The sequence below is a fragment of the Paenibacillus taichungensis genome, assembly GCF_013359905.1.
GTDB lineage: Bacteria > Bacillota > Bacilli > Paenibacillales > Paenibacillaceae > Paenibacillus > Paenibacillus taichungensis.
Window position 1 is genome coordinate 256275 of record NZ_JABMCC010000104.1, and the last position, 24897, is coordinate 281171.

Annotated in this window: 20 protein-coding genes; 9 read left to right on the top strand and 11 right to left on the bottom strand. The window is 48.9% G+C overall.

Going from position 1 to position 24897, the window contains the following annotated elements; translation table 11 throughout:
• Positions 1–71: 71 nt before the first annotated feature.
• From HP548_RS09400 to efeO, 3 genes are read right to left on the bottom strand one after another with little or no spacing between them, the layout of a single operon-like run.
• Positions 72–1967 (bottom strand): FTR1 family iron permease, encoded by a 1896-nt coding sequence (locus HP548_RS09400; protein ID WP_246317995.1) that lies wholly within the window; start codon positions 1965–1967, stop codon positions 72–74.
• Positions 1968–1984: 17 nt separating this feature from the next.
• Positions 1985–3259 carry an iron uptake transporter deferrochelatase/peroxidase subunit gene (gene efeB, locus HP548_RS09405; RefSeq protein WP_246317996.1) on the bottom strand — a complete coding sequence of 425 codons (1275 nt, stop codon included), beginning with the start codon at positions 3257–3259 and terminating at the stop codon, positions 1985–1987.
• Positions 3260–3263: 4 nt separating this feature from the next.
• The gene (gene efeO, locus HP548_RS09410) at positions 3264–4160 is read right to left on the bottom strand and encodes an iron uptake system protein EfeO (protein WP_175381489.1); all 897 of its coding nucleotides are present in this window, start codon (positions 4158–4160) and stop codon (positions 3264–3266) included.
• 303 nt (positions 4161–4463) lie between these two features.
• Between efeO and HP548_RS09415 the strand changes: the two genes are divergently transcribed.
• The 4 genes from HP548_RS09415 to HP548_RS09430 all read left to right on the top strand — a co-directional run bounded on the left by HP548_RS09415 (position 4464) and on the right by HP548_RS09430 (position 8543).
• Positions 4464–5387 carry a zinc ribbon domain-containing protein gene (locus HP548_RS09415; RefSeq protein ID WP_175381490.1) on the top strand — a complete coding sequence of 308 codons (924 nt, stop codon included), beginning with the start codon at positions 4464–4466 and terminating at the stop codon, positions 5385–5387.
• A gap of 274 nt (positions 5388–5661) precedes the next feature.
• A complete protein-coding gene (locus HP548_RS09420) occupies positions 5662–6393 on the top strand; it encodes a DUF3105 domain-containing protein (RefSeq protein WP_175381491.1) in 732 nt (243 codons plus the stop codon).
• Positions 6394–6665: 272 nt separating this feature from the next.
• Positions 6666–8384 (top strand): methyl-accepting chemotaxis protein, encoded by a 1719-nt coding sequence (locus HP548_RS09425; RefSeq protein WP_175381492.1) that lies wholly within the window; start codon positions 6666–6668, stop codon positions 8382–8384.
• Between the two features lie 12 nt (positions 8385–8396).
• Entirely contained in the window at positions 8397–8543 is a 147-nt protein-coding gene (locus tag HP548_RS09430) for a hypothetical protein (RefSeq protein ID WP_175381493.1), read from the top strand.
• 1 nt (position 8544) lies between these two features.
• Here HP548_RS09430 and HP548_RS09435 read toward each other — a convergent pair whose 3' ends face one another.
• Positions 8545–9498: a nucleoside hydrolase gene (locus HP548_RS09435; protein ID WP_076287459.1), complete on the bottom strand. Its 954-nt coding sequence runs from the start codon at positions 9496–9498 to the stop codon at positions 8545–8547.
• A gap of 276 nt (positions 9499–9774) precedes the next feature.
• The gene (locus HP548_RS09440) at positions 9775–12006 is read right to left on the bottom strand and encodes an MMPL family transporter (protein ID WP_175381494.1); all 2232 of its coding nucleotides are present in this window, start codon (positions 12004–12006) and stop codon (positions 9775–9777) included.
• 263 nt (positions 12007–12269) lie between these two features.
• On the opposite strand from HP548_RS09440, the gene HP548_RS09445 reads away from it, so the two are divergent.
• On the top strand, positions 12270–12809 hold the full coding sequence (locus HP548_RS09445; RefSeq protein ID WP_246317997.1) for a TetR/AcrR family transcriptional regulator: 540 nt from the start codon (positions 12270–12272) through the stop codon (positions 12807–12809).
• A gap of 84 nt (positions 12810–12893) precedes the next feature.
• On the top strand, positions 12894–13475 hold the full coding sequence (locus tag HP548_RS09450) for a GNAT family N-acetyltransferase (protein ID WP_175381495.1): 582 nt from the start codon (positions 12894–12896) through the stop codon (positions 13473–13475).
• Between the two features lie 13 nt (positions 13476–13488).
• Here the strand turns inward: HP548_RS09450 and HP548_RS09455 are convergent, their stop codons facing one another.
• Entirely contained in the window at positions 13489–14700 is a 1212-nt protein-coding gene (locus tag HP548_RS09455) for a serpin family protein (protein ID WP_175381496.1), read from the bottom strand.
• Between the two features lie 289 nt (positions 14701–14989).
• Between HP548_RS09455 and HP548_RS09460 the strand changes: the two genes are divergently transcribed.
• Positions 14990–15580 (top strand): hypothetical protein, encoded by a 591-nt coding sequence (locus HP548_RS09460; RefSeq protein ID WP_175381497.1) that lies wholly within the window; start codon positions 14990–14992, stop codon positions 15578–15580.
• A 98-nt stretch (positions 15581–15678) separates the two neighbouring features.
• Here the strand turns inward: HP548_RS09460 and HP548_RS09465 are convergent, their stop codons facing one another.
• The 4 genes from HP548_RS09465 to uxaC all read right to left on the bottom strand — a co-directional run bounded on the left by HP548_RS09465 (position 15679) and on the right by uxaC (position 21466).
• Positions 15679–17559 (bottom strand): ABC transporter ATP-binding protein, encoded by a 1881-nt coding sequence (locus HP548_RS09465; RefSeq protein ID WP_175381498.1) that lies wholly within the window; start codon positions 17557–17559, stop codon positions 15679–15681.
• Positions 17556–19283, bottom strand: coding sequence for an ABC transporter ATP-binding protein (locus HP548_RS09470; RefSeq protein WP_175381499.1), 1728 nt, complete (start codon positions 19281–19283; stop codon positions 17556–17558). Before HP548_RS09470 ends, HP548_RS09465 begins: the two co-directional genes overlap by 4 nt.
• Positions 19280–19822 carry a MarR family winged helix-turn-helix transcriptional regulator gene (locus HP548_RS09475; protein ID WP_099857305.1) on the bottom strand — a complete coding sequence of 181 codons (543 nt, stop codon included), beginning with the start codon at positions 19820–19822 and terminating at the stop codon, positions 19280–19282. The genes HP548_RS09470 and HP548_RS09475 overlap by 4 nt, the downstream gene beginning before the upstream one ends.
• A gap of 201 nt (positions 19823–20023) precedes the next feature.
• On the bottom strand, positions 20024–21466 hold the full coding sequence (uxaC, locus tag HP548_RS09480) for a glucuronate isomerase (RefSeq protein WP_175381500.1): 1443 nt from the start codon (positions 21464–21466) through the stop codon (positions 20024–20026).
• 204 nt (positions 21467–21670) lie between these two features.
• On the opposite strand from uxaC, the gene HP548_RS09485 reads away from it, so the two are divergent.
• Positions 21671–22420 carry an MBL fold metallo-hydrolase gene (locus HP548_RS09485; protein ID WP_175381501.1) on the top strand — a complete coding sequence of 250 codons (750 nt, stop codon included), beginning with the start codon at positions 21671–21673 and terminating at the stop codon, positions 22418–22420.
• 57 nt (positions 22421–22477) lie between these two features.
• Positions 22478–22759 (top strand): hypothetical protein, encoded by a 282-nt coding sequence (locus tag HP548_RS09490; RefSeq protein ID WP_076287447.1) that lies wholly within the window; start codon positions 22478–22480, stop codon positions 22757–22759.
• 574 nt (positions 22760–23333) lie between these two features.
• On the opposite strand, the gene HP548_RS09495 is transcribed toward HP548_RS09490, so the two are convergent.
• Positions 23334–24815, bottom strand: coding sequence for an alpha-amylase (locus HP548_RS09495; RefSeq protein WP_175381502.1), 1482 nt, complete (start codon positions 24813–24815; stop codon positions 23334–23336).
• Between the last annotated feature and the right edge of the window lie 82 nt (positions 24816–24897).

The window sequence follows — 24897 nt, forward strand, 5'->3', positions numbered from 1 at the left end:
CCCTTCGATTATAGCAGTCACAATATGATGCGAACAGGACGCAGCCTCTTATCGGGATTCGTAGCTCCGTGCTACACGGATGCTTTGGATGATCCTTTAGCTGAACGTACCTCTGTACGAATCAAATTGAAGATCATAAAGACCAGCACAACGAGTTGTGGAATAAAGGTCTCCCATGTCGGATACATGCCAAGCCAGCCCATCGTCGGCAGACTCGGTTCGACATGGGCCCCAAGGGTTGCCGAAACTTGAAGGGAGTGTATGCTCTCTCCAAGGAAACGAAATACCAGATAATAAATCAGCAGCGTAGCGGTCAGGAAAAACCATCGTACAGGCAGACGTACACTGAACTGAATAATGGCCACAGCCAATACAATCAGGATGAGCAATGCTGCCCCCATGCCGATCAACATCTGCGAGGTCTCAATTGCAGGCGCCATACCAATATAAAAGATCGCAGTCTCCGCACCTTCTCGCAATATGGCGAGTCCCGCCACGGCAAAGAGTGACCACAGACTCCCCCTTGCCAGTGCACCACCTACCTGTCGCTGTACATAACTATTCCAGGAGCGGGTATTTGATTTGCTATGCATCCAATGTCCAACCGTCAACATTAGTACAACGGCTGCAAGCCCCGTATACCCCTCAATCATCTCCCGTGTGCTACCCGATGATGCCACAGCAAGGGTCAGCGACAGTACAACGGCCAGCGCCGCACTAAGCAGCAGACCACTACCGGCACCAGCCCAGATCCAGCGCCGGGCCGCAGTCTCGCCACTCTTCTTGGCATAAGCGAGCAATGCAGCCAGTACCAGAATGGCCTCCAATCCTTCGCGAAGCAGAATCAATGCTGCATCCCATGCCGTGTATGAGGTAGTAGCCGTTAACGGCTCCAGCCGATGGATCATTCGGGTTACAACCTCGGTTGCCTTCACCGTATTTGGCGGATTGGAGACGACATATCCGGATGCTTCCGCCATTTCATTCTCAATGGCCGTATATGAAGCTGGAGATGATATCTGTACCTGACCTTCAACCAAAGGCCAGGACACAATAAACTGCTCCAATCCCGATGCGGCAGAAGTCGTATCCCCCGCTTGAATCTGCTGCTCTACTTGCTCCAGTAATTTCAGCAGGTCGGACAAAGAAGAAACACCAGAGGATGCTGACGTATCCTCAACTTCCCCTTCCTTGAGTGTCCCTGCACTATAGTCTGTGAGCAACGTGACCAGTTCCTGCATACGCTCTGTTGCCTGTTCTTCCTTGCGGGGTTCGGCCTGCATTGAAATACGAATTAGGCTGATGTCTTTCTCCAACTGGCTGTATACACCAAAATGATCCTGACGGATCGGAGCTTCGGTGCCTTTCCAGGCCGTAACAATCCGTTTATAGGCAAGCTCTGCCTGGGTCCAATCGCCCTGTTCCATTGAACTCAAACTTTTACGTGCGTCCGGCAGCAGCCTTTCGGCCGCTTTACGGCCTGCATCGCTGCTCTCTTCCGCACCCTGAAACGCCTCAATGTACTGATTGGTCGCACGGGCAAGATCAGCCAGTGCTTTCTTGGCAGCATCAGAATCCTTGCCAGACAGTGCCTGTTCCGTTTTGGACAGGGCATCACTTACAACGCTGGCGGCCGTCGCAACCTGATCTGCGTTCTGCTCCGGCACCAACGTGCTGGCAGTATCCCACAGTTGCCGGAATTCAGCGACATCCTCCGTCGCTTCTGCCAGCTTGCCCTGTCCGACTTCAACCAAGGCGCTGCCCACAGGCGGCAACAGACTATCCAGTTGTTTTTGCACAGACTGCTCTTTGTTTTGGAGCCCCTCAGCAGAAGCGTGTGACATGCCCGGTAAACGAATCACCCCGGACCCCACCATCAGGAACACCAGCAGCATCAGCAAGGAACGCATCAACCTTCCTTTGTACAGCAGCCGCTTCTGCGCCTTCCGATCTGCGATCCTGCCCATCATTGTCATCCTCCCCATTAAATTAAGGTGTCCCCAATATATCCGCCATTCGTAATCCCAGGAAAACAGGCAAATACAGCACTGCCTGTGTGCACGGTATATTCATTCAGCTTATCGTTCTTTGCCAGTCGTTTCTGAATCGGAATAAACTGTTTCTCCAGGTCCCGTTGATAGCTAATGAACAGCAAACCTGCATCCAGCTGTCCGGTCTTGGCATCGAGCCCACTCGAATACGAGTAGGAGCGGCGTAAAATTTGCTGACTGCCATCTCCCTTGGCGAGACGCAGATGTGACGTTGCAGGAATGACAGGCTGCCCATCGGCAGACTTGGCCTTCAGATCTACCGGATCGAACTCCCCGCGGCTGCCGAGCGGCGCTCCGCTGTCCCGGTGGCGTCCAAAAGTCGCCTCCTGGTCTTTCAGTGTGGAGCGGTCCCACACCTCCACACGCATGCGAACCCGGCGGACGGCCATATAGCTGCCGCCGGCCATCCACCCCGGACCGTCAGCCGGCTGCGCCCAGACGGTCTGGTCCATCAGCACGGCATCCGTTGTATCCGGATTGCCGGTGCCATCCTTGAAGCCGAGCAAGTTGCGCGGTGTTCCACCCGCAGGGTCAGCTCGGCCTGTGCGCTGGAAACCTTCCTGCGTCCAGCGCAATACCGCATGCCCGCGTGCGATGCGCGCGAGATTGCGGATAGCATGGAAGGCGACCTGCATATCGTCTGCGCAGACTTGCACGCACAGGTCGCCACCACACCACTGCGGGTCCAGCGCATCTCCGGCGAATGCCGGCAGATCGCGCAGGCCCTTGGGCTTCCGGCCCTGCAGCCCGAAGCGCCCGTCAAACAAAGATGGCCCCACACCAAACGTCAACGTAGTTCGTGACGGTGTCAGGCCTGCCGCTTCGCCCGTATCGGTAGGGGGCGTATTCAGCGTTGTATTATGTTCGCCAATCATCTCTCCGGCGGCCATGGCAGCGGCAGCCGCCGTCCAGTTCTTGAACAGACGGCGGAGGTCATCCGCACTTCCCGCCGTCACATCAAAGGCGGCAAAGCAGATGAAATCCTGAGCCGGGGTAATAATGCCTGCCTGGTGCTTGCCATAGAAGGGCAGTGCTTTGTCCGGCGTGTTCACATCCAATGCCGCGGGACTGCTTTTGCGGCCCAGCGCCATCAGACCGCTGGCACCGCCTCCGCCCAAGAGCAAACCCAATCCGGCCACGCCGGTCAGCTTCAGCATTTCACGCCGTGACAACGGCTTTTTCAGCGAATCCTTTTTCTGCTTGGTCATCGTTCTACACTCCCAGTACCTGTCCCATGTTCGACAGTGGCTCAGCCAATGCATCCAGGTTCTGACTCAGCTTCTTCACGTCCTCATCCTTCAGCTTCTCATAGGAAATGTACCCGTCTCCATCCTTGAATGGAGCAAGTTCTTTCTCGAGCGCATCGAATCGGTCCGCAATTTGCTGATTCAGATCTTTGTCTTTGGCAGCCAGATCATCCTTAAACAGGTTATATATCTCGCGTGCTCCCTCTACATTCGCTGCAAAATCATACAGATCCGTATGGGAATAACGTTCTTCTTCACCCGTTACCTTGCTGGAGGAGACCTCATTCAGCAGTTCTACCGCACCCGTTACCATTAGACTCGCATCGATGTCCATCGTCTCGACTTTGGCACGCAGGAGCTTCGCATCACTTAACAATGTATCCGCAAAGTCAGTCATGCCTTCGGTCGTCTTGTCTTCCCAAAGTGCTTTCTCAATCCGGTGGAATCCACGCCAGTCGGCAGCCTCCACATCCCCGTCACGAGCATCGATATTCGGGTCCAGATCCCCAAGTGCTTCGGCTACTGGTTCAATGCGTTCATAATACATACGAGCTGGTGCATATAATGATTTGGCAGTCTCCAGATCACCAGCTTTCACGGCATCGGTGAACTTCTCCGTTTGCTTCACGAATTCATCAATCTGCTCGATTGCAAACGCGCGATAGCTATCCACTGCGGTTGTATAATCACTCCCGGCCGCTTCCTGATCTGCTGCATCCGTGGTATCTGTGGAAGTTTGATTTTCGCTTTGAGCAACGGGCGTTTCCGCCTGCTTGTCCGAACCAGCTTCATTATTGCCGCAAGCGGCGAGTAAAACCGAAGTTGCCAGCACAACAGCCGGCAGTGCCAATATTTTTTTCAACACGATACACTCCCCATTGGTTAAACTGATATGGTTGTACACCTGCGATAAATATGTCGATGAGTACAAACCCTTAGATTAACGTTCATTTAATGATAATGATTATCAATTTCGGTAAAGACATCATAATTCCGGCGCATACTTATGTCAATATGAAAATAAGGGGACCGGTTTAACCACATACTCAGGTGGAAAATACCGGGTATTAATTCCCTTGAAAACATAGACAAACTTCGTCATCAACCGTTAAAATGAGACAAAATGTCTATATTATCTTAATTTATGAAATTGGAGGCTTATGCCATGAAATGCCCAGTATGTAATCATGAAAATGGAAATGCTAGTTTTTGCGAGAGGTGCGGCTCTAATCTAACCCCTTCCTCCCCTACTGCAGATTCCGCTCAGGATCAACAATCCGCTGCTGCCGAACCTGAATATACCCGTTGGTCGAGCACACAGGCGACACCTTCTCACGCTCCCATTTCTTCCAACACACCTTCTGCTCCCAGACCTGTACAACATGTTTCCGAATCTTCAGACTCTACCGGCACAGAGGGCGCTTCAGCTTCAGGAGACAACAATACCAATCAGTGGAATAACATCGTACAAAATGAGAAAGTTCAGCAAGCCAAAGAAGTAAGCAAACAGTATCTATCCTATTTCCTTAGTGTGCTCACCCGTCCTTATCAAACTATGAAAACTGTTGGTGAACAGCATTCTCTTAACGGCTGGATCACGATGGCTCTGATTGCGCTTCTATCCTCTACATACTTTTTGATTACTTTCGGCCGGATGGATATGGACGGATTGTTCATTGGCGGGTTTATCAGACCGCTGTTGTTCACTGCCATTTCTTTGGTCGTAGCTATCGCATTGATGTATGCCATTTTGAAGATTGAAAAAATAACGTTCCGCCCCAAAACACTGGTTGCCCAGTTCGGTACATTGCTTGTGCCCGCTGTAGCGTCGCTCGTCCTGGCGAATCTGTTTATTGTTATCTCGTATTCCATCGCTATCTTCTTCCTCGTTGTCTCGTTTTTGATTATCTTTGTATCTCTTAACACGGTACTGTTCCAGTATCCGCTGAATCGTACCAAGGCAGCCATCGATAGCATGTACAGCGTGTTGATTGCCAATGTTGTATTGTTTTATATTTTATATCGCTTGTTGGCCACAATGATCATGGGATTGATCAGCCTTATGTTCTCTCCATTTGGTCGTATGTAGCATCTAGTTCAAAAGCTCTTACGAAAGCTCTCCCTGCTCATGCGAGGAGGGTCTTCTTTTGTTTTCAACGTCAGCAGATTGCACTCGTTACGTTCCATACACTATAATGTGTAGTGTAAAAGGTATGTCCTTTTTTACGTAAGGATATGAGGTAAGAAGCGCTCCATGCTTATATCTGATCTGCACCATTGTCAACAACACTACATTGTGTAGTGAATTGTTGTGATCATTCATTTTATTAAGAAGGGTAGAGGGAATCGATATGGACATGAATATGAATCATATGCAAATGGAGCACGAGGCAGGCACATCCTACCTATGGCTTATCGTTGGAGCAGTCGTTCTATTGTTCTCCATCGCAGCTTATATCTGGTCTGCACGCACCCAGAAGTCTGTACTGGCACATATGAAGAAGAATGAACGAGCCGTGATTAAAAAGAAAACCCGATCCATCCGCCTGGGTGCACATGCACTACTGGGGGTGTCGGTCATTGCGTTTATTCTTTTCTTCATGCAGGGCGCACTTACCAAGTATGATGTTGCGGATCTGAATGCTGCTGCTGCGATCGAAGTGACTGACGATAAATACTACGGAGCCGATCATACAGAAGAGCCGATTCAATATGAGATGACCATCCCAACGTCGGGGCCTCATAACCCGCATGATATCAAGTTTGGATTTTACACCGATTTCCCCGGCTATCCATACCTGGTACATAATCTGGAGCATGGGGATATCATCATTTATTATCGTGAGAACGCAAGTGATGAGCTGAAGCAGCATCTGAAATACCTTGCCAAGTTCCGCAAAGCTGGATCAGGTATCCTGGCTGTGCCGAACAAGGACATCCCTGAGGGTAGTGAGGTCGTTGTGACGGCATGGACCAAAACCATGAAGCTGGACCAATTCGATGATGCCAAAGTAGGCACTTTTATTAATAAATATATTAACCAAGGACCAGAGAAGATCCCTGCCTCCATCCGCCAGGGTGGCGGGACGATGTAAAGCCCTCTTTGTATTAACGGCAGCAAATGGTTCCTGCAATCATGGGGAGTCCAAGAGATGAGATATCCATTTATACGTTTCAAACAAGATAAGCTCCTGGATCTACTTGATCCGGGGGCTAATTCTTTATCATGCAGATGCCGATATTTTAAATAGAAATGAAATACATATGTACGTTAGCAAAGAAGGAAACGCAGTTCCAATATGACGATTCATCCAACTTCAATATAAGAATTCATAGTTTTATATATCAAGGGGGAGCATTTCTACTAATGAACAGTTTGTTTATGCGTATCTTTTTATTTTTTTCTTGTCTGATGCTGGCGGCAGGAGCCGTTCTTGGCATTACTATGTATCGCTCATCCGCACAGTTGGTTGAACAATCGATGGGCATGCAGGCACAGGCTGTTGCCGAACGAGCAGCACAATCTATCGATACCTCCCTGTATGCGCCGCTCAGTACAGGACAGGATCAAACCGAGTATTACGATACCTTGCGCGAACAACTCAGCCAGCTTCGTCAGGCCAATGGATTGAAGTATCTATACACGCTTGGTAAGCGTGTAGAAAACGGAGCCGAATCGTATTATTACGTAGTGGATGGCGCTGCTCCGGATGTGGAAGAGGATGATTTCTCTCCCTACGGGTCGCCTGAAGAGAACCAATATGCGGGAATGCTGCAAGCCTTTGCGCAAAACGAACCTTTCCGGGGCGATCTGACCCAGGATGAGTACGGCGCGACGATTACAGCCTATGTACCGATTCATGGGGTTAATGGGGAAATGCTTGGTCTGGTTGGCGCCGACCTCGACTCCACTGCCGTCTACGAGTTAATGACACGCAATCGGATGACCATGATCTGGACTGCCCTTGCTATCGTATTGCTCAGCGTGCTGCTGGTCTATGGATTTGCTCATTATTTGACCCGTCCTCTGGTGAAACTGAAGAAGATCATTGCTGAGGTGGGTAAAGGTGATCTGACCGTCGATGTCGAGCTTGGACGGAAGGATGAGGTTGGACAACTTGCTTCGGAGTTCAAACATCTGGTCACAGATACACGAGATGTCATGACAGGTATCCGCAAAAGCTCCGATTCCCTGCTGCAAGCAGCCGAAGGGGTATCCAGACACTCGCTGGCGACAGCGGGAGCCAGCCAGCGCATTGCTGAGCACACAGACCACACAGCCAAAGGCGCTGCGGAGCAGGTTGCACGGGCAGGCGAAGTTACTGTAGCAATGGAGGAAATTACACGCAGCATGCAGCATATTGCGAATTCATCTTCCATGGTGGCTGATGTATCCGAGGAGACGACCCATAACGCGATACAGGGTCAGACCAACATCAACACAGCGATTGACCGCATGGACAAAATCCATCAGGCCAACACACAGATGGAAGCATCTACCTCCCAACTTGCGCAATACTCCAGCAAAATTGAATCGGTAGCCCACATGATGAAGGGCATCGCTTCCCAGACCAGTCTGCTGGCATTGAATGCAAGCATTGAAGCTGCTCGGGCCGGGGAACATGGTAGCGGATTCGCCGTTGTTGCTTCCGAGGTTCGGAAGCTTGCGGGGGAATCCGAGCAATCGTCCCAACATGTGACTGAACTGATCGCCGAAATGACGCGACAGACTGCTGTATTATCTTCGCATATGTCGGCCAGTACCTCAGAAGTTCAGGCCGGTCTTGCTGTTGTTCAAGAAGCAGGACGTTCGTTCACGTCCATTCATTCCGGCATTGAAACGATGAATGAACGTTTGCACGAAGTGTCCGCCGCTTCCGAGCAGCTCTCCGCCAGTGCCGAAGAGGTATCCGCCTCCGTTGAAGATATGGAACATATCTCGCGCAAGTCTTCTTCCAGCATTCAGGAGGTTTCCGCTGCAACTGACGGGCAGCTGAAATCGATGGATGAGATGAGCACATCTGCGGAATCCCTTCGTGTGTTGTCCAGTGAATTGAATGGGTTGATAAGCCGATTCAAAATATAAATTCGATTGTAGATGGGCAATCCATGGAGCCCACCGGATGAATACAAAAAAGCCGCAAGGCAGGGAACAGGAACATGGGGTTTACCCCATTCCTGCTCACTCTTCCTGCGGCTTTTTATTGTTGTCATTTTAATGGAGGCTGGCCTTGAGGCTGCCTGAATTAATAACGCTGCGGAGCAGCTTTTTTGCCCAAATCCGTCATGTATGTGAAGAACGCTTCTGGATCAGTGTCATACACAAGTTGTACTGGACGTCCGTCTGCTTGTTCCACTGTACGGCCTTGGCTTGGACCATCCGGAATAACAATACAGTTCACCGTTTTCTTCTTCACGATGTCTTCACGTCCAACGGAAGCCGTAGTCAACACATCCCACAGATAATACGTGGAGTTCGTTTCACTGTATACCAGTGGCGGACATCCTGCGTAACAGTTACCCAAGAAGTCAACGCCTTCAAAGCGACGCTCTGCAGCCCAACGGTTACGTACAGCAGGTGTCAGAGGTACTTTGTTCGTGCTCTCCAGGGCTACCAGATCAATCTGAATGCCGGTCTGCCATACACGGTAAGCCGCTTCCGGGTCCCAGAATACGTTCCATTCTGCTGTACCATCATGCTCAGGCTCTTCGACGTTCCCTCTTTCGAACGTTCCACCCATCCACACAAGCTTGTCGATTTTCTCTTCAATGTCCGGTGCTTCGTCCAGTGCACGCGCAAGATCAGTCAGCGGTCCTGTGAACAGGAGCAGCGTTTTGCCTTCGGTGTTGCGCACTTTCTCAATCAGATGCTGGTGAGCCGGAACGGCAGACAAAGGAGCTTCCATTTTGCCGGATTCGTTCAGTACTGGAAGTGCATCTACATAGAAGGAATGCAATCTCCATGCCGCAGGAAACGGATTCTTCCCTCTGGAGTTGGATTTCGCTACCTCTACGGAATATGTGCCGAAGCGATCGATAATTTTACGGCTGGCATCTGTAGCTGGCTCCAGATATCCGTCTGCCGGAATAACCGATACACCGGTTACATTTACATTGTCCATTTGCAGAAGCATGAACAGCGATACGAGGTCATCTACGCCGCCGTCATGGTTAAAATACACATTAAGTTGGTTCGTCATGCTTGATTTCATCCTTCCCCCTGGTTGTCCCATTGATGTTCATCCCATCCGTCTGCCTAAGGCTGACGTTACCTCTATTATGTCCCAAAACCCTTGGCCACGTAAACCTTCCTCGTACAAAGAAAATAGCGGGCAGATCTGTTTCTGCGGATATTTTACAGTTCCTCCATTCCATCTCAGCATATACCCGGATCAACCTGCACTCCAATATAAAAATGGTAAAAAAAGGACAGTGGGCTTGAGGCCCCACTGTCCTTGTCTGAATCTATCCATTAATTACATGGATTGTTTTTGTTTCTCTTTGGCTTTCTCTGCAACAGACACATACTTGCCTGGCCAGAAAGCCCATTTGCCCAGCAACGTAGTAATGGCTGGCACCATGAACGGTCGAACAAGGAACGTATCCAGCAAGACACCCGCAGCCGTGATAATACCGAACTGCACCAGCACCTGTATAGGCAGTGTTGCCAGTACGGCGAATGTACCTGCGAGAATCAGACCTGCGGAAGTAATTACAGATCCGGTTTCACCCACACCTTCCTTGATCGCTTGGCGAAGTGGCATCGTTTTGCGTTTTTGCCAGATGCTTGAGATCATGAAGATGTTGTAGTCTTCACCCAGCGCCACAAGGAATACGAAGGAATACAGCGGAATCGCTCCCTGAATGGCATCTGCCCCCAGTCCATAGTGGATAATGAGCCAGCCAAGGCCCAGTGCGGAGAAATAGGACAGTACTACTGTGGCAATCAGATACGCCGTCGCTACGACGGAACGCAGGTATAACAGCAACAGCAATGTGATCATTCCGATTACCACTGGGATAATGATGCTGGCATCCCGCTCTCCAGTGACTTCGATATCATACTGCTCAGCCGTCTGACCATCGATCCAGACATGGCTGTCCACGCTTGTTATTCCAGCATCTTTCAATGCCTGTTCAGCCGTTGCCCGCAGATCCGGGATATGTTGCATCGCCTCCATCGAGTATGGATTCAGATTGAATTCCACATCGTAAGCGGTGATGTTTGCATTCTCAGCACCCTGCTGCGCTTCACCTACCTTGCTTACGTAATCCAGCGATTCCAGACGTTGTTTCAGATCTGTCTCGCTGCCTTCTGTATCGATAATCACTTTCGCCGGAGCGAGTTCACCTTCCGAGAACTGTTCTCCAATGACTTTGAAACCTTCACGAGATGCAACATTCTCCGGGAAGGACGATAACAAGTCATACGTGAATTTTATTTGGCTAGAGAAAGCAGCCAGTCCACCCAACAACACCAGCGTAATCGCCAGTACTGTCCACGGTTTGGTTACTACTGTACGGCCAATCCAGCTTTCCTTGATTTTACGCGGAGCAGGCGCTGGTTTGCCTTTTTTCTTCGCACGTTCTACTTCCATATCATGCGTACGCGGTACAAACGGGTAAAATGAACCCCGACCGAAGATCGCCAGCAAAGCCGGAACCAGCGTCAGGCTCGCAATAAACATGATGAAGATGGATAAACTGAACGGTACGGCAAAACGGTGATAGGCACCATATTCTGCGAACAGCAGTACAAGCAGTGCTGCAACAACTGTAAATCCACTCATGGCAATCGCACCGGACGATCCGGTAATCGCCTGGAAGAGTGCTTTCTTTTTATCCGACTCATGATAGAGAATTTGACGGAATCTGGAGATCATGAACAGACAATAGTCCGTACCTGCACCGAACAACAGCACTGTCATAATCGAGATGGACTGCGCGTCCACTGTAATCCAGCCCTGATCCGCCATAAATCCGAGAATTGGACTAGTGACCATATAAGCGAACCCAACTGCAATAATCGGGATAATCGCCAGTACGGGCGAACGGTAGATCAACAGCAACAGCACGAGTACCAGTACAACTGTTGCAATCAGCAGGGATACATCCGCAGATGAGAATAATCCACTTGCATCAATTGATATCCCAACCGGGCCTGTAACCCGCGCGCTTAGTGCGCTGGCATCATCAATGGCAACGTCAAATGGGTCGGAGCCAAAAATGTCTTTCGTTTTCTGCTCCAGCGCTGCAATGCCCTCTTTCAACTGTGACGAATCAGCTTCCTGATTGAAAAATAGAGGCATAACCAAGGTGCTTCCGTCTTCCGAAAGCTGACCTTTCAGAGCCTGTGGCGGCAACTGATATAGCGGAACCACAGATTGCTGCTGCTCCACCGGATCTTGATCCAGTCGCTCCGTTAACGCCTGAATGTTCTTAATCTGTTCATCCGTCAGACCGCCGGCTTGACGCCAGACGATGAGGGCGGGGACACCTTCGCCGCCGGGAAATTCTTTCTGGGCAACTACTGCCGCCTGCACCGATGGCTTGGAATCACTCAGATCCTGCGCGTTGTTCGTTTCACGATCACCAACAGCAGGCCACACCACACCAAGTACAACCGCGACGATAATCCATACCAACAGTGTAATCCATTTGCTTCGTTTGCCGGCAACCCAGCGGCCGTAGCCCGAACCTTCTTGCATTGTCTCTTCATCTCCCTATTTTGGTTCTATGAAGCCGTTTTTATGTGATAAATATAGAAATGAACCACGGGTCATAGTATAATTGACTTAATTATATATACCGGAAGGTTAATATTGCAAATACTAATTTTTGAACACTTTTGTACAGCCAACATGAATAAGTAAAGAGGTATGCAACCATGAGCAAAAAAACGAACCCTCCCCGCTCGCCGGGCAGGCCCAAAGCCGATGCCGATCAGGCATCAGCCCAGTCAAAAATACTGATGACCGCCTCGCGGCTATTTATGGAATACGGATATGAGCCCGTCTCTCTCCAGCAAATCGCCTCGCTATGCGGCGTGACCAAAGCATCAATTTATTATCATTTTTCCAGCAAGCCGCAGCTATTCACCGTCGCCATCACCAGTATGATGGCCATGGGCATGCAGCAGACAGCACTCCGTATGGATGCACCCGGTACATTACAAGAAAGACTGGAGAAAGTTGCGGAAGGACGGATGCAACAATCTCACGTCGATACCGAGACCATGATGCGTGAAGCCAATACCTATTTGGATGCAGATCAGTTGGCCCAGATCCGTGAAGCCGAAGTACGCATCTATGAAGTCCTCGCCACCCACTTTAAGCAGGAGATGGACAACGGTTATTTGCGATCTGCCAATCCGATGCTGCTTGCCCATGCGTTCACGTCCTTGCTGATGCTGGCAAACCGCGAAGGAGTACGCGACATGCATGCAACGATTGCCGATCTGGCACGTGAGCTGGTAGCTTTATTTTTGGACGGAGCTGCTCACAAGGCTTAAAGATCTCTCCATGCTTTTGCCAATGCCGCGACATCAGCTCGATCGGTCCTGCATGACGACTTGAACTCACAGGAGGAATAACCCATGTCCCAACCAACACCATCCCCGCGCATCCCACGTCTGTTGGAAACGAAGCGCATCTATCTTCGTCCATTTGAATCGACTGATGTTGATATCTATTTTCCCGGATTGTTTGACGCCGAGATGCGCAGACTTACTGGAACACAAAACAGCTTCACCCGTACCCAAGTAGAACGCTACATCGAAAACGCGGCCCAGGATGACTCACGCTTGATGCTGCTGATCGCCTTGCAGGAGAATGACCAGGTCATCGGGGAGATTGCCCTGATGGACCTACATACCAAAAATCTCAGTGCACATATTCGGATCGCCATTGATCATACAGAGCATCAAGGAAAAGGCTATGGTAGCGAGGCATTGCTGCTTATGTTGGACTACGGCTTCGGTATCTGCAATCTGCACCGAATCGAGCTTGAAGTGTATGCCTTCAATCAACGTGCGATTCGTACATATGAGAAACTAGGATTTCAACGTGAAGGTGTACGGCGAGAGGCCTTGTATTACAATCATCAATATCACGATGCCATTCAGATGAGCATGCTCGAGAATGAATTTCGAGAGCGGCATGTCAGCAGACTTAGATAACGAAGACTACGTGCTACCGGGAGGGGATTTCTTCCGGTTGGTTTACGTTCCCGGCAAATAACCATGCTCCAGTGGATTTATCCACTACAGCAACCATAAATGGACGATTGGCCTCTATCCTCACCTGATCCGTTGGTGGAGCACTTCCAGCCGCCATTCCCACTAATGTTGAAGCAGCAGCTACAGTTCCTTGTTCGCTCACTTCCATCACGGCACGATGCAGTACCTGACCAATGTATGCTTGCAAGTTCGGCCCGGGAGAAATCATTTCCGTGAAATTGGCGGCATACGGATCAAAGGCCATTTCCATCCCCATCTGCTGCAACGTTTCTTTCAGGTTCATTCCATACTCTACACGAAAACGTGGCAAAGACAGCTCAACTAAGCTATATTCTGAGCCGCGATCAAGCCGTTTTGGGTCATCCAGCAACTGCTGCTGAACCTCATCCAGCGTACGCCCCTCTCGCGGCAAAACGACAAGCAGATGCATCTGACCATCTCCGTAAGGCAGTCTAACCGCCTGCCAATCCTCATTCTCAGAGTATTGGACCTGCTTTGTCTGATGCATCATCCGCACAGACAGGTCCTTTCCATTGGCCAGCCTGAACTCTTCGTCCGTCGTGTACTCCGGGTCAAACTCATCCATCCAATTACCATCAAATACAATGGCATTCACCAGAATCATCAGAGCTTCCTTTTCGGGCGGCTCCTGCATCAAATTTGGAATCATGCTGTTGGTGTGCTGCTTCACCCATTGATTAATCTCTTCCTTTGCTTGCGCTGGTTGTCCATTGAGTGTCCTGATTTCGGCTTCATACGTTTGCTGTAAGGTTGTTTGGTACGTTTCCTCTACCGGGATTCCGTCCTTCACCCACATGGAGTTCGCAATACCGATCTGTATTCCTTTTCCCGGATGGGTCAACAACTGCTGCAAAGCCGCTTGAAAAGCATTTACTTGCTCCATTTCTAGCCCCGACCAGCCCATGACCTTTGCCATCTCTTGCCTAGTCTCACCTACACTGCCGTTATATGCCATGCCAATTGCCGCCGTAATACTGTAAGGAGAGATCAGCAGATTATTCCCGTCAGCTTTTTCTTTTGTACCCATCTGTTGAAGAATATGCAGCCCCATGGTGTTCATGGCTTGGATTCTTTCGGGTTCGATCTCTTTCAGAGCAGCTTTTCGTTCTGACTCGGATAACTCCTGATTCGAATTAGACTGCATCTTGTTTGGGTCCCCCTTTGCTGAACAGCTCGTAATGATCAGCCCACTTATACAGCATAATAACAGTAATACTCCTAACCGTGCATGCATCGAAATCCCCCCTCATCCGTAATACTCAGATACCCGTCATAGCAATTCACTGATTTCCTTTTTTTACTAGACGTACGGTTGAGGAAAAAGGTTACTTTACACTCATATGCCAAGGTCACCAATTTCTACTGAAGAAAACACCATTCAAAACGAGTCAAAACGGTTATATCTATACCATATACGAATGGAGGGATTCCCTATGATTCCGGCAACGTTGGAACAATTGGAGCAAGTTCGCAAGGAATGCCGCACCATGGTCAAAAAGAGAGCTACCGCTTCCGCCGGTACAACACTCGTTCCTCTTCCAGGCACAGACGTCCTGGCTGATGTGGGAATGCTCATGCAGCTACTGCCTGCCATTAACAATAAATTCGGATTATCGCAAAAGCAGCTCGACGGTATGGACCCTGAGACCAAATCCATGATCTACGGATTCGTCATGTCCATCGGAAGTAAAGTCATCGGACGTATGGTAACCAAAGAACTGGTCGTACAGGTTCTGAAAAGGGTCGGAGTACGCGTAGCTACCAAATCGGTCGCCAAATTTGTCCCTTTTGCAGGTCAGGGATTGGCAGCCGCGCTCAGCTTCACGGCCATGCGATATGTTGGCAACAAACATGTTGAGGACTGTTATGAGGTCGTAAAACGCATGATTGAGCAGCGTGAATTAATACCGGGCGAACCGGCACCTTCTGCGCTTGAGGAAGCAGGCGAAGATCCGAAGCTGGAAGTAAAGACATCATCCGGCGTAAACGAAGGCAAAGCTCCAGAAGATTCGAAAGAGGGTTAAGGAAAGAAAAACGATACCGTGAGACTAGCCGCGGTAGCAAACAAATAGCCGGGTGTACCCAATGGGTGCACCCGGCTATTATGTTAACGCCATCTGGATCAGATCGCCTGTGGCTGTTGCTCCGTAAACTGACTGTTGTACAGATCAGCATAGAAGCCTTGTTTCTCCATCAATTCCTCATGATTACCCTGCTCAATCACATTACCATGATCCATAACAAGAATCAGGTCTGCTCCGCGAATGGTGGACAATCTGTGGGCAATGACAAAGCTGGTGCGATCCTTCATTAGATCATTCATCGCTTTCTGGATGAACACTTCGGTCCGTGTATCGACACTGCTCGTCGCTTCATCGAGAATCAGAATGGCCGGATTCGCCAGAATTGCTCTCGCAATCGTCAGCAATTGCTTCTGGCCCTGGGAAATGTTCGAGGCTTCTTCATTCAGCACCGTATCATATCCATCAGGCAAGGTACGAATGAAGTGATCGGCATGGGCTGCATCCGCTGCCTTGATTACTTCCTCTTGCGTTGCGCCCTCTCGGCCATACGCGATGTTGTCACGGATCGTTCCGTTGAACAGCCATGTGTCCTGAAGTACCATCCCAAACAGGCTGCGCAGCTTGCCGCGTTCCATGTCCACAATATTAACGCCGTCAATCGTAATTTGGCCGTCCTGAATTTCATAGAAACGCATCAGGAGGTTGATCAATGTTGTTTTCCCCGCTCCAGTCGGCCCGACAATGGCTACCGTCTGTCCCGGTTTTACATCAATATTCATATTTTGAATGAGTAACTCATCCGCTTTATATCCAAAATTCACACCATGGAATGCAACGGCACCCTGTGGATGCTGCAATTGTACTGGTTTCGAAGACTCTGGAACCTCTTCCTCTTCATCCAGCAATTCAAATACCCGCTCCGCTGAAGCGATAGTGGACTGAATGATATTCGAGATGTTGGCAATCTGGTTAATCGGCTGAGTGAACTGACGGGAGTACTGTGTGAATGCAAGGATATCCCCGATGGAGATGGCACCACGTGTAACAAAGATCCCGCCGACCACACAGATCAGCACATAACCAAGGTTACCTACAAACGTCATCAGTGGCATGATAATCCCTGAGATAAACTGGGCTTTCCAACCGGATTCATACAGCTCTTCGTTCACTTTTTCGAACTGTTCTACCGAATGTTCTTCCCGTCCAAAGGCTTTAACCACTTTGTGTCCGGTGTACATTTCCTCGACATGACCGTTCAACTCACCAAGTGATTTCTGCTGGCCTGCAAAGTGTTTTTGCGAACGGGATGCCACCAGCATAACTACTACCACGCTTAATGGCAGTGTCAAAATGGTAATGAGGGTCATCCATGGACTTATGGTCAACATCATGATGATAACTCCGACAATGGTAACTACAGACGTAATGAATTGCGCCAAACTTTGCTGGAGTGTATTACTGATGTTGTCCACATCGTTTGTCGCCCGGCTTAATGTCTCTCCGTGGGTACGGGAGTCAAAATATTTCAGCGGCAGACGTCCAACCTTTGCACTGATCTGCTCACGCATGTCGTACACAACTCGCTGAGCTACACCAGCCATCAGGTATTGCTGAATGTACATGAAAGCTGCACTGAACAGATAGAGTCCCCCAAGCAGATACAAAACCTTCATCAAGGCAGGAAAATCAATCCCGGCCCCCTGTACACCCTGAAGGATGGCAATAGCACCTTTACTGAGAATATCCGTCCCTTCTGCCATAACCTTAGGACTGATTATGCTGAACACGGTACTTAGAATTGCAGCAACCAGCACACCCAGCAAACGATAGCTGTGGGGTTGAAGATAACGCATCAAGCGCCGCAGTGTACCTTTAAAGTCTTTCGCTTTCTCCACGGGAGGCCGCATGCCCATTCCGCCTCCGGGATGACCCGGCCCGCCAGGGGGACGAGATGACTTGCGTTCTGTACGTTCACTCATGCGATCTCCTCCTCTGTCAGCTGGGAGGATACAATCTCGCGATATACTTCATTGTGCTCCAGCAGCTCTTTATGTGTTCCCGAACCGACAATCCGTCCCTCATCCATAACCAGAATGCGATCTGCATCCATAACCGTACTTACGCGCTGAGCCACAATAAGCACTGCTGCTTCAGTCGTTTCGGACTTCAGGGCAGCACGAAGTTTGGCATCGGTTTTGAAGTCAAGTGCCGAGAAGCTGTCGTCAAAAATATATACTTCCGGACGGCGAACCAGTGCGCGTGCAATGGACAAACGCTGCTTCTGTCCACCGGATACGTTGTTACCTCCCTGCGCAATGACGCTGTCGTAACCGTCTTTCATCTCCGTAATGAAGTTCTCTGCCTGAGCCGTTTGAGCGGCTCGAACAATTTCCTCCATGGTCGCGTCTTCCTTCCCGTGCCGGATATTCTCCGTAATCGTTCCGGTGAAAAGAACCGCTTTTTGCGGTACAAATCCGATTTTGGCACGCAAATCTTCCTGCCGCAGCTCACGTACATCTATTCCATTTACCCGTACACAACCCTCCGTTACATCATAGAAACGTGGAATGAGACTGAGCAATGTGGATTTACCTGAGCCCGTACCCCCAATAATGGCTGTGGTTTCACCCGGGCGTGCCGTAAATGAAATACCTGACAGCGCAGCATTTTCTGCACCCGGATAACGGAATGTCACGTTATCGAACTCAATCGTACCTTGCAGAGATTTCATATGACGAGGCTGCTCTGGATTGCTAAGATCTGGATGCATATCCAATACCTCGTTGATCCGTTCTGCCGAAGCCGAAGCTCTTGGAATCATGACAAAGATAATGGAGACCATAATGAGAGAGAACATGATCTGCATCGCATACTGAATAAAGGCAATTAATGAACCAATATTCATATTTCCACTGTCAATACGCTGTCCACCGAAATACAAGATGGCAATCATTGAAAAGTTCATAACCAGCATCATGACGGGCATTAGTGTTGCCATGAGCACATTCACTTTAATGGAAACATCTCGCAGATCTGTATTGGCTCCATTGAAGCGAACACGCTCATGTTCCCCACGATTAAAGGAACGCACCACACGAATTCCTGTTAGTTGTTCACGCAGGACCAAGTTGAGTCGGTCGAGTTTTTTCTGAATTTGTTTGAACAAAGGCAGACCTTTGGCACCAATCAGGGCGATAGCCCCAGCCAGTACAGGCAAGACCACCAGGAAAATGGTCGATAATTTGGCATCCTGGGATACCGCCATGAAGATACCACCGATACACATCATCGGTGCCATAACCATCATGCGCAGCATCATCGTTAATACGTTCTGAACCTGCGTAATATCATTTGTGGTACGGGTAATCAGCGAGGCTGTACCCAATTTATCAAATTCCTGCAGCGAAAAGTTCTCCACATGGCGGAACACTCTGCTGCGCAGCTGTTTGGCAAATCCACCCGCTGTACGGGAGGAAAGATAACTGGCTGTTACAGAACAGGCCGTGCCTGCTACAGCAATTAACAGCATCCAGCCACCAATCTGCCAGATGTACGGAACATCTCCTTTTACTATGCCGCCATTAACGATGTCCGCCATCAGGGTTGGCAAATACAGTTCAGCTAGCGACTGTAACAGCACCAGACCCAATATGAAGAAAATGGGAACTCGGTAAGGCTTAAGCATGCGAAACAATTTCATCATGGCTTATCATCTCCTTGTGTGGACGCATCCATCTGTTGGGAAACCTTTGTATCAAAAAAGGTGTACACCTTGGTCAACAACTCCGCTAATTGAAGACTGTCTTCCTCACCCAGATGCTCAACAAGCTTATTGAATATCTCCATACGCTCCTGATGAGCCGCCCGAATAATTTCACGACCTGCTTCAGTAATGGTAATACGGACTGCGCGACGATCCTCTGGGTCCATCGTTCGTTCGACCAGGCCTTCGTCTTCAAGCCCCCGTATGACAGGAGTAATCGTAGGCGATTTCACACGCAACAAAGCACTAATTTCTGATACTTTCAGTCCTGGATGATTCGATTGTAGCGTGTCATTGAAATTAGGAGGATTATCCTGCCAATTCAATCGTTCCCCCGGATGCATGCCGTGGAGCAAACAACCCAGAACCATAATTTCATTGTGATTACGCCCGTGTGGTTTATGTTGCCTCCATTTGCCTTTATTAAACTGCATAATGGAATACAAAAGCTTCTGGGCAACCGGATCTATGCCAGTCATTATTGTCCCCCCTTTAATTTCATTATCATTCCATAGAGGTCCAACATCATAGGACATCTATTAAATAGTATTCCAATTAAATAGCTAATCAATTAATTAGGTGTACTAAGTATATTCCTGCAAAAGTTGAATGTCAAACAGCAAATGCACAACAAAAAACCGTGACTTTAAAGCCACGGTTTTGAACCATATATAGAAGGATCAGGACTGTGAAGCAGATACCGTTTTGAGTGCGGAAGCAAAAGGGAAATACTCCTTCGCATTGTTGTAGGCAATGCCCTGTACGATCTGTCCAAGCAGCTCCATATCATGCGGTACCTCGCCCTGTTCGGCCCATTCACCGATGAGGTTGCAGACCAGACGGCGGAAATACTCATGTCTTGTGTACGAGAGGAAACTGCGGGAATCGGTCAGCATGCCGACAAAACGGCTGATTAGACCGACATTCGCCAGCGCCTTCATTTGAGCAAGCATACCGTCCTTCGTATCATTGAACCACCAGGCTGCGCCAAGCTGAATTTTGCCTGGAATGCCGCCGCCCTGGAAACTGCCGATAATCGCTGCAAGCACTTCATTATCCCGAGGGTTTAGGGAATACAGGATTGTTTTCGGTAACGCCTTCTCCTGATCAAGTGCATCTAGCAGGCCGATGACTGCTGAAGAAAGTGGCGTATCATTCACCGCATCATATCCTGTATCCGGGCCAAGCTGTGCGAACATCCGACTATTATTGTTGCGGGCCGCATTAATATGGAATTGCATCACCCAGCCCCGATCTGCGTACAGTTTGCCGAGAAAAGTCAACGTTACCGTCTTGTACTTGTCCTCTTCCTCACGACTGACCTTCTGCCCAGAGAGAGCTTTGGCAAATATAGCCGCTGCTTCCTCCCGTGTAGCCGCACCAAAAGGTACATAATCAAGTGCATGGTCAGACACCCGGCCTCCTACGGAGTGGAAAAACTCTACCCGTGATTCCAGAGCGGAGAGGAATGAGTCATAATCGGAAATCTCCGTACCGGCTGCCTGCGACAACTTGCCTACCCATTCCGAGAAGGTGTCACGGTTCAATTCCAATCCTTTATCTGGACGGAATGAAGGCAATACTGCGGCATCGAATCCTTCAATCTCCTGAATCTTCAGGTGATATTCCAAGGAATCACATGGATCATCCGTCGTGCATACCACGGTAACATTGGATTTGGTAATAAGATCACGTGCACCGAATCCGTCACTGTTCAGCTTGGCATTTACTTTTTCCCAGATGGCCGGGGCGCTCGTCTCATTCAACACTTCATAGACACCGAAATAACGCTGTAATTCCAGATGGGACCACGCGTACAGCGGGTTACCAATCATCATCGGTACGGTTTTGGCATACGCCAGAAAACGATCGTAATCGGTTACGCCCTCTCCACCCGTAATGTATTGCTCCTCAATTCCGTTTGCGCGCATCAGCCGCCACTTGTAGTGATCACCGTATAACCAAGCCTCTGTAATATTGCCAAAGGTTTTATTCTCGTAGATTTCCTGTGGACTCAGGTGGCAGTGATAGTCAATAATCGGCATGTCCTTCGCATAGTCCTCATATAACTTGATCGCCGTTTCATTGTGCAGCAAAAATTGTTCATCCAGAAAAGACTTCATTCGCCTCGCACGCTCCCTTTAGGTGAGTTTACGTTCATATGGGTTTACTTCCCAATCTTTACGCTACACTGTTTGCCCGCAAAGTTCAATATAAAATGATAGCGTTATCACAAAAGGTTGATTTAGGCATATTTACTGGAACAAGGTATACTGGTTTTAATCTAATTGATGCTGATCTGAAGATGATAGAAGGAGATGAAATGGATGAAAATAACATTTCTCGGTACAGGAGACATGTTCAGCGTGGAGCAACACCACAACAGTATGCTGGCCGAATTCGGCGATACACATCTGGTGATTGATTTTCCGGAATCCAACGCAAAAGCATTAAAGGAATACGGCTATCCCATGACAGATATTCATAATGTGTTTATCACCCATCTGCATGAAGATCATATTAACGGAGTACAGATGCTCGGATATTATTCACAGATTGTGGGCGACCGCAAGCCACGTCTGTTTATCCACGAAGAACTGGTTGATCCGTTATGGAATATTTTATCCCCAGGCATGCGTTATACAACCGATGGGGAGCGTACGATGAGCGACTATTATGATATTGTACCTTTACCGGATGGAGGCACATTTGAGCTGGGGGGCGTAACATTTGAGACTTTTCGAACACCACACGTGCCGGGTATGGTCAGCAATGGCCTTCTTGCAAAGCCCTACTTCTACTATAGTGCGGACAGCACACTGGATCAGGAACGGGTGGAACGGAATGCCGCGGACGTACAGCTGATTTTCCATGAATGTCATATGCATGATCTGGTGATCAAATCACACACCTCACTGAAGGATCTGCAACAACTGCCTGCCGAAGTGAGACAGAAGACCGTGCTCATGCATTATCATGATGACTACGCTGATGCGGACAAACGGACACATTTCAACCAAGAACATGATCTAAGAATGGTGGGCACGCTGGAGTCGTTTGAACTGGATAATGCGTAAATAGAGAGTATTGGATAGGTACCGTAATTGTTCTGTATTCTAATGGAGGTAAGTGCTATGGAGTATCGATTTGAACAAGGTTACTTTTTGATATATTCTTCTGCAAGAAGCACAAGTAGTGGAGACATCATGGTTGTTAAATTATTGGACAGACCCTTTAAAGATAGATTTGAATTTCTTGTCAACAGCAAAAACTATGAATGTACTACACACACTGAATACTTAAACTTTGAGCCTACTTCTCATCATAAACCTGAAAAGCCTGGAGCATTTTCACTGGAACGAAGTGAGTTCAATCGAATGTGGGATACGATGAATCAGTATTTTGAAAGTACATGATTAATGTTTAGTTACCTGAACAGGCAGTACCTGCTCAACTTCCTAACTTGGAACTGGTGGGTGCTGCCTTTTTTTATTCTTCTTTCTACCATGACTTTATATATATATTCTTTTGCCCTCGGAGACGGCTCAGCCTGCATAAAAATAATCTTCTGTTCGCTGATCATTCGCCCATAGGAGATTTTTTATATACATATCTGTATAACTATGGCTTATATTGTTGTCAATCTCTGCCTTTAGCCTCTAACGAACATGAGAAGCCTTATCCGAGTTAAATTCGAGGTTTCCATATTCTAACGAATCTCAGACACTCTAGTCTAATGGTGTTGCTCCAATTGGGACTATTTTAATCGTTTTCAAGAATAATAAAGTTACTGAGATTCGTTAGAATTCCCGTAACGCTAATTTAGTGGAAATAAGGTGCGCTGAGTTCGTTAGGATGGAGCTTTAGTCGTACTTGAGAAAATGCAAACCACCTGAACATATGAGCCTGTTCAGGTGGTTTAACGATCTGTATACTGTTTTTCATATTTATCTGTACGTTTCTGCAGTTAACTGTCGATATTTCATTCTATTACTCAGCGTCTGCACGATCCTCACCCTGATCCGGGAGAGCCCACACGGAGACGCCCCCACCACATACATGGAAGGTGGCCCAGCCGTCTTTCTCAATAGTAATGCTATCCTCGCAGCTGTGCGTCAGATCGGTCCAGACTTCGCCAGCACGGTGTTCGCCAACAAACATTCGTTTCTCACCATCATCACCATTCGAGATAACTACTGCACAACCGGAGCCTTCGATTTCGTCCACCCCGCGGCGTACCCACCCAATCGTGTTCGCGTGATCGAAGTAATCCTCTTGCTCTCCATAAGCTTTGTCGTAACGGGCTGACATCAGAATGTCCAGAATGTCCTTCTTACCCTCGACAGGTTCGGGACCTCCGATGCCGTAATAATCACCGTAAAAGACAACCGGGTAACCGTCGCGACGCAGCAGCGTCAGCGCATAGGCGCTCGGCTTGAACCAATCACCTACCCAGGATTCCAGCGCTTCATGCGGTTGGGAATCATGGTTATCGACAAACGTTACAGCATGCGTTGGATGTGTCTGCACCAGGGTATCATCAAAAATCTTGGAAAGATCGAAATCCCGCCCAGTCAGAGAGGCTTCATGAAGTTTGTAATGCAGGGACACATCGAACAGATCAATCTGATAGTCCACCGTATCCAGAAATTCACGGCATGCATCGAGATTGGAGTTCCAGAACTCGCCCACAATGTAGAAATCCTGCCCCCGTTTGCGGATCATCTCAGCAGCGAATTCCTTGATGAATTCGTGGTTGATATGCTTGATCGCATCCAGTCGAAAACCGCTGCATTGCAGCGTATCGATGAGCCATTTTCCCCATTGGAGCATTTCCTGCCGGACATCCGGGTGATTGTAATCGATATTGGCGAACATCAGGTAATCATAGTTGCCGAACTCATCGTCGACATTTTGATTCCAGTTCTTGTTCTCCCCTGCAATGCGGAACACACCGCTCCGTTCTTCCTTGGCATCAAAGTCTGTACCGTTGAAGTGTTCGGCGTTCCATTTGAAAGAGGAGTATTGATCCCCGCGACCCGGAAATGTGAATTTGGTCCAACCCTCAATCTCGAACGGTTTGGAGATTTCCTTCAATCTATCATTGGGATCGACCTCAATTACCTTGAAGACTTCCGTCTCATCCGCACCCGCCTTATGGTTCATCACCAAATCCACATAGACGGCAACACCATTCTTCTGGCACTCGGCAATCGCATCCACCAGTTCCTGCTTGGTACCGTATTTGGTGCGCACGCTGCCTTTCTGGTCAAATTCGCCCAGATCGTACAGGTCATATACGCCGTAACCGGTATCCTCAGGAGATACGGCTTTGGTCACCGGAGGCACCCACACGGAGTCAATGCCTTTGGCTTTCAGTTCTGGCGCCATTTCGGCCAATCGTTTCCAGTGGTTTCCGTCTGCGGCCAGGTGCCATTCAAAAAACTGCATCATCGTATGATTTCTCTTCATTCCCAACCGACCTCCTTGATTGCTTTCGAAGCGGACCACGGCACGCATCTGTATCGTCCTTGTTCGTTCGTATGCTATCCAA

What these genes read in the sequence shown, in the direction of transcription:
- HP548_RS09400 (WP_246317995.1), bottom strand. Translation starts at nt 1,967, where the DNA reads ATGGGCAGGATCGCAGATCGGAAGGCGCAGAAGCGGCTGCTGTACAAA.
- efeB (WP_246317996.1), bottom strand. Translation starts at nt 3,259, where the DNA reads ATGACCAAGCAGAAAAAGGATTCGCTGAAAAAGCCGTTGTCACGGCGT.
- HP548_RS09415 (WP_175381490.1), top strand. Translation starts at nt 4,464, where the DNA reads ATGAAATGCCCAGTATGTAATCATGAAAATGGAAATGCTAGTTTTTGC.
- HP548_RS09420 (WP_175381491.1), top strand. Translation starts at nt 5,662, where the DNA reads ATGAATCATATGCAAATGGAGCACGAGGCAGGCACATCCTACCTATGG.
- HP548_RS09425 (WP_175381492.1), top strand. Translation starts at nt 6,666, where the DNA reads ATGAACAGTTTGTTTATGCGTATCTTTTTATTTTTTTCTTGTCTGATG.
- HP548_RS09430 (WP_175381493.1), top strand. Translation starts at nt 8,397, where the DNA reads ATGGGCAATCCATGGAGCCCACCGGATGAATACAAAAAAGCCGCAAGG.
- HP548_RS09435 (WP_076287459.1), bottom strand. Translation starts at nt 9,498, where the DNA reads ATGACGAACCAACTTAATGTGTATTTTAACCATGACGGCGGCGTAGAT.
- HP548_RS09440 (WP_175381494.1), bottom strand. Translation starts at nt 12,006, where the DNA reads ATGCAAGAAGGTTCGGGCTACGGCCGCTGGGTTGCCGGCAAACGAAGC.
- HP548_RS09445 (WP_246317997.1), top strand. Translation starts at nt 12,270, where the DNA reads ATGACCGCCTCGCGGCTATTTATGGAATACGGATATGAGCCCGTCTCT.
- HP548_RS09450 (WP_175381495.1), top strand. Translation starts at nt 12,894, where the DNA reads ATGTCCCAACCAACACCATCCCCGCGCATCCCACGTCTGTTGGAAACG.
- HP548_RS09455 (WP_175381496.1), bottom strand. Translation starts at nt 14,700, where the DNA reads ATGCAGTCTAATTCGAATCAGGAGTTATCCGAGTCAGAACGAAAAGCT.
- HP548_RS09460 (WP_175381497.1), top strand. Translation starts at nt 14,990, where the DNA reads ATGATTCCGGCAACGTTGGAACAATTGGAGCAAGTTCGCAAGGAATGC.
- HP548_RS09465 (WP_175381498.1), bottom strand. Translation starts at nt 17,559, where the DNA reads ATGAGTGAACGTACAGAACGCAAGTCATCTCGTCCCCCTGGCGGGCCG.
- HP548_RS09470 (WP_175381499.1), bottom strand. Translation starts at nt 19,283, where the DNA reads ATGATGAAATTGTTTCGCATGCTTAAGCCTTACCGAGTTCCCATTTTC.
- HP548_RS09475 (WP_099857305.1), bottom strand. Translation starts at nt 19,822, where the DNA reads ATGACTGGCATAGATCCGGTTGCCCAGAAGCTTTTGTATTCCATTATG.
- uxaC (WP_175381500.1), bottom strand. Translation starts at nt 21,466, where the DNA reads ATGAAGTCTTTTCTGGATGAACAATTTTTGCTGCACAATGAAACGGCG.
- HP548_RS09485 (WP_175381501.1), top strand. Translation starts at nt 21,671, where the DNA reads ATGAAAATAACATTTCTCGGTACAGGAGACATGTTCAGCGTGGAGCAA.
- HP548_RS09490 (WP_076287447.1), top strand. Translation starts at nt 22,478, where the DNA reads ATGGAGTATCGATTTGAACAAGGTTACTTTTTGATATATTCTTCTGCA.
- HP548_RS09495 (WP_175381502.1), bottom strand. Translation starts at nt 24,815, where the DNA reads ATGAAGAGAAATCATACGATGATGCAGTTTTTTGAATGGCACCTGGCC.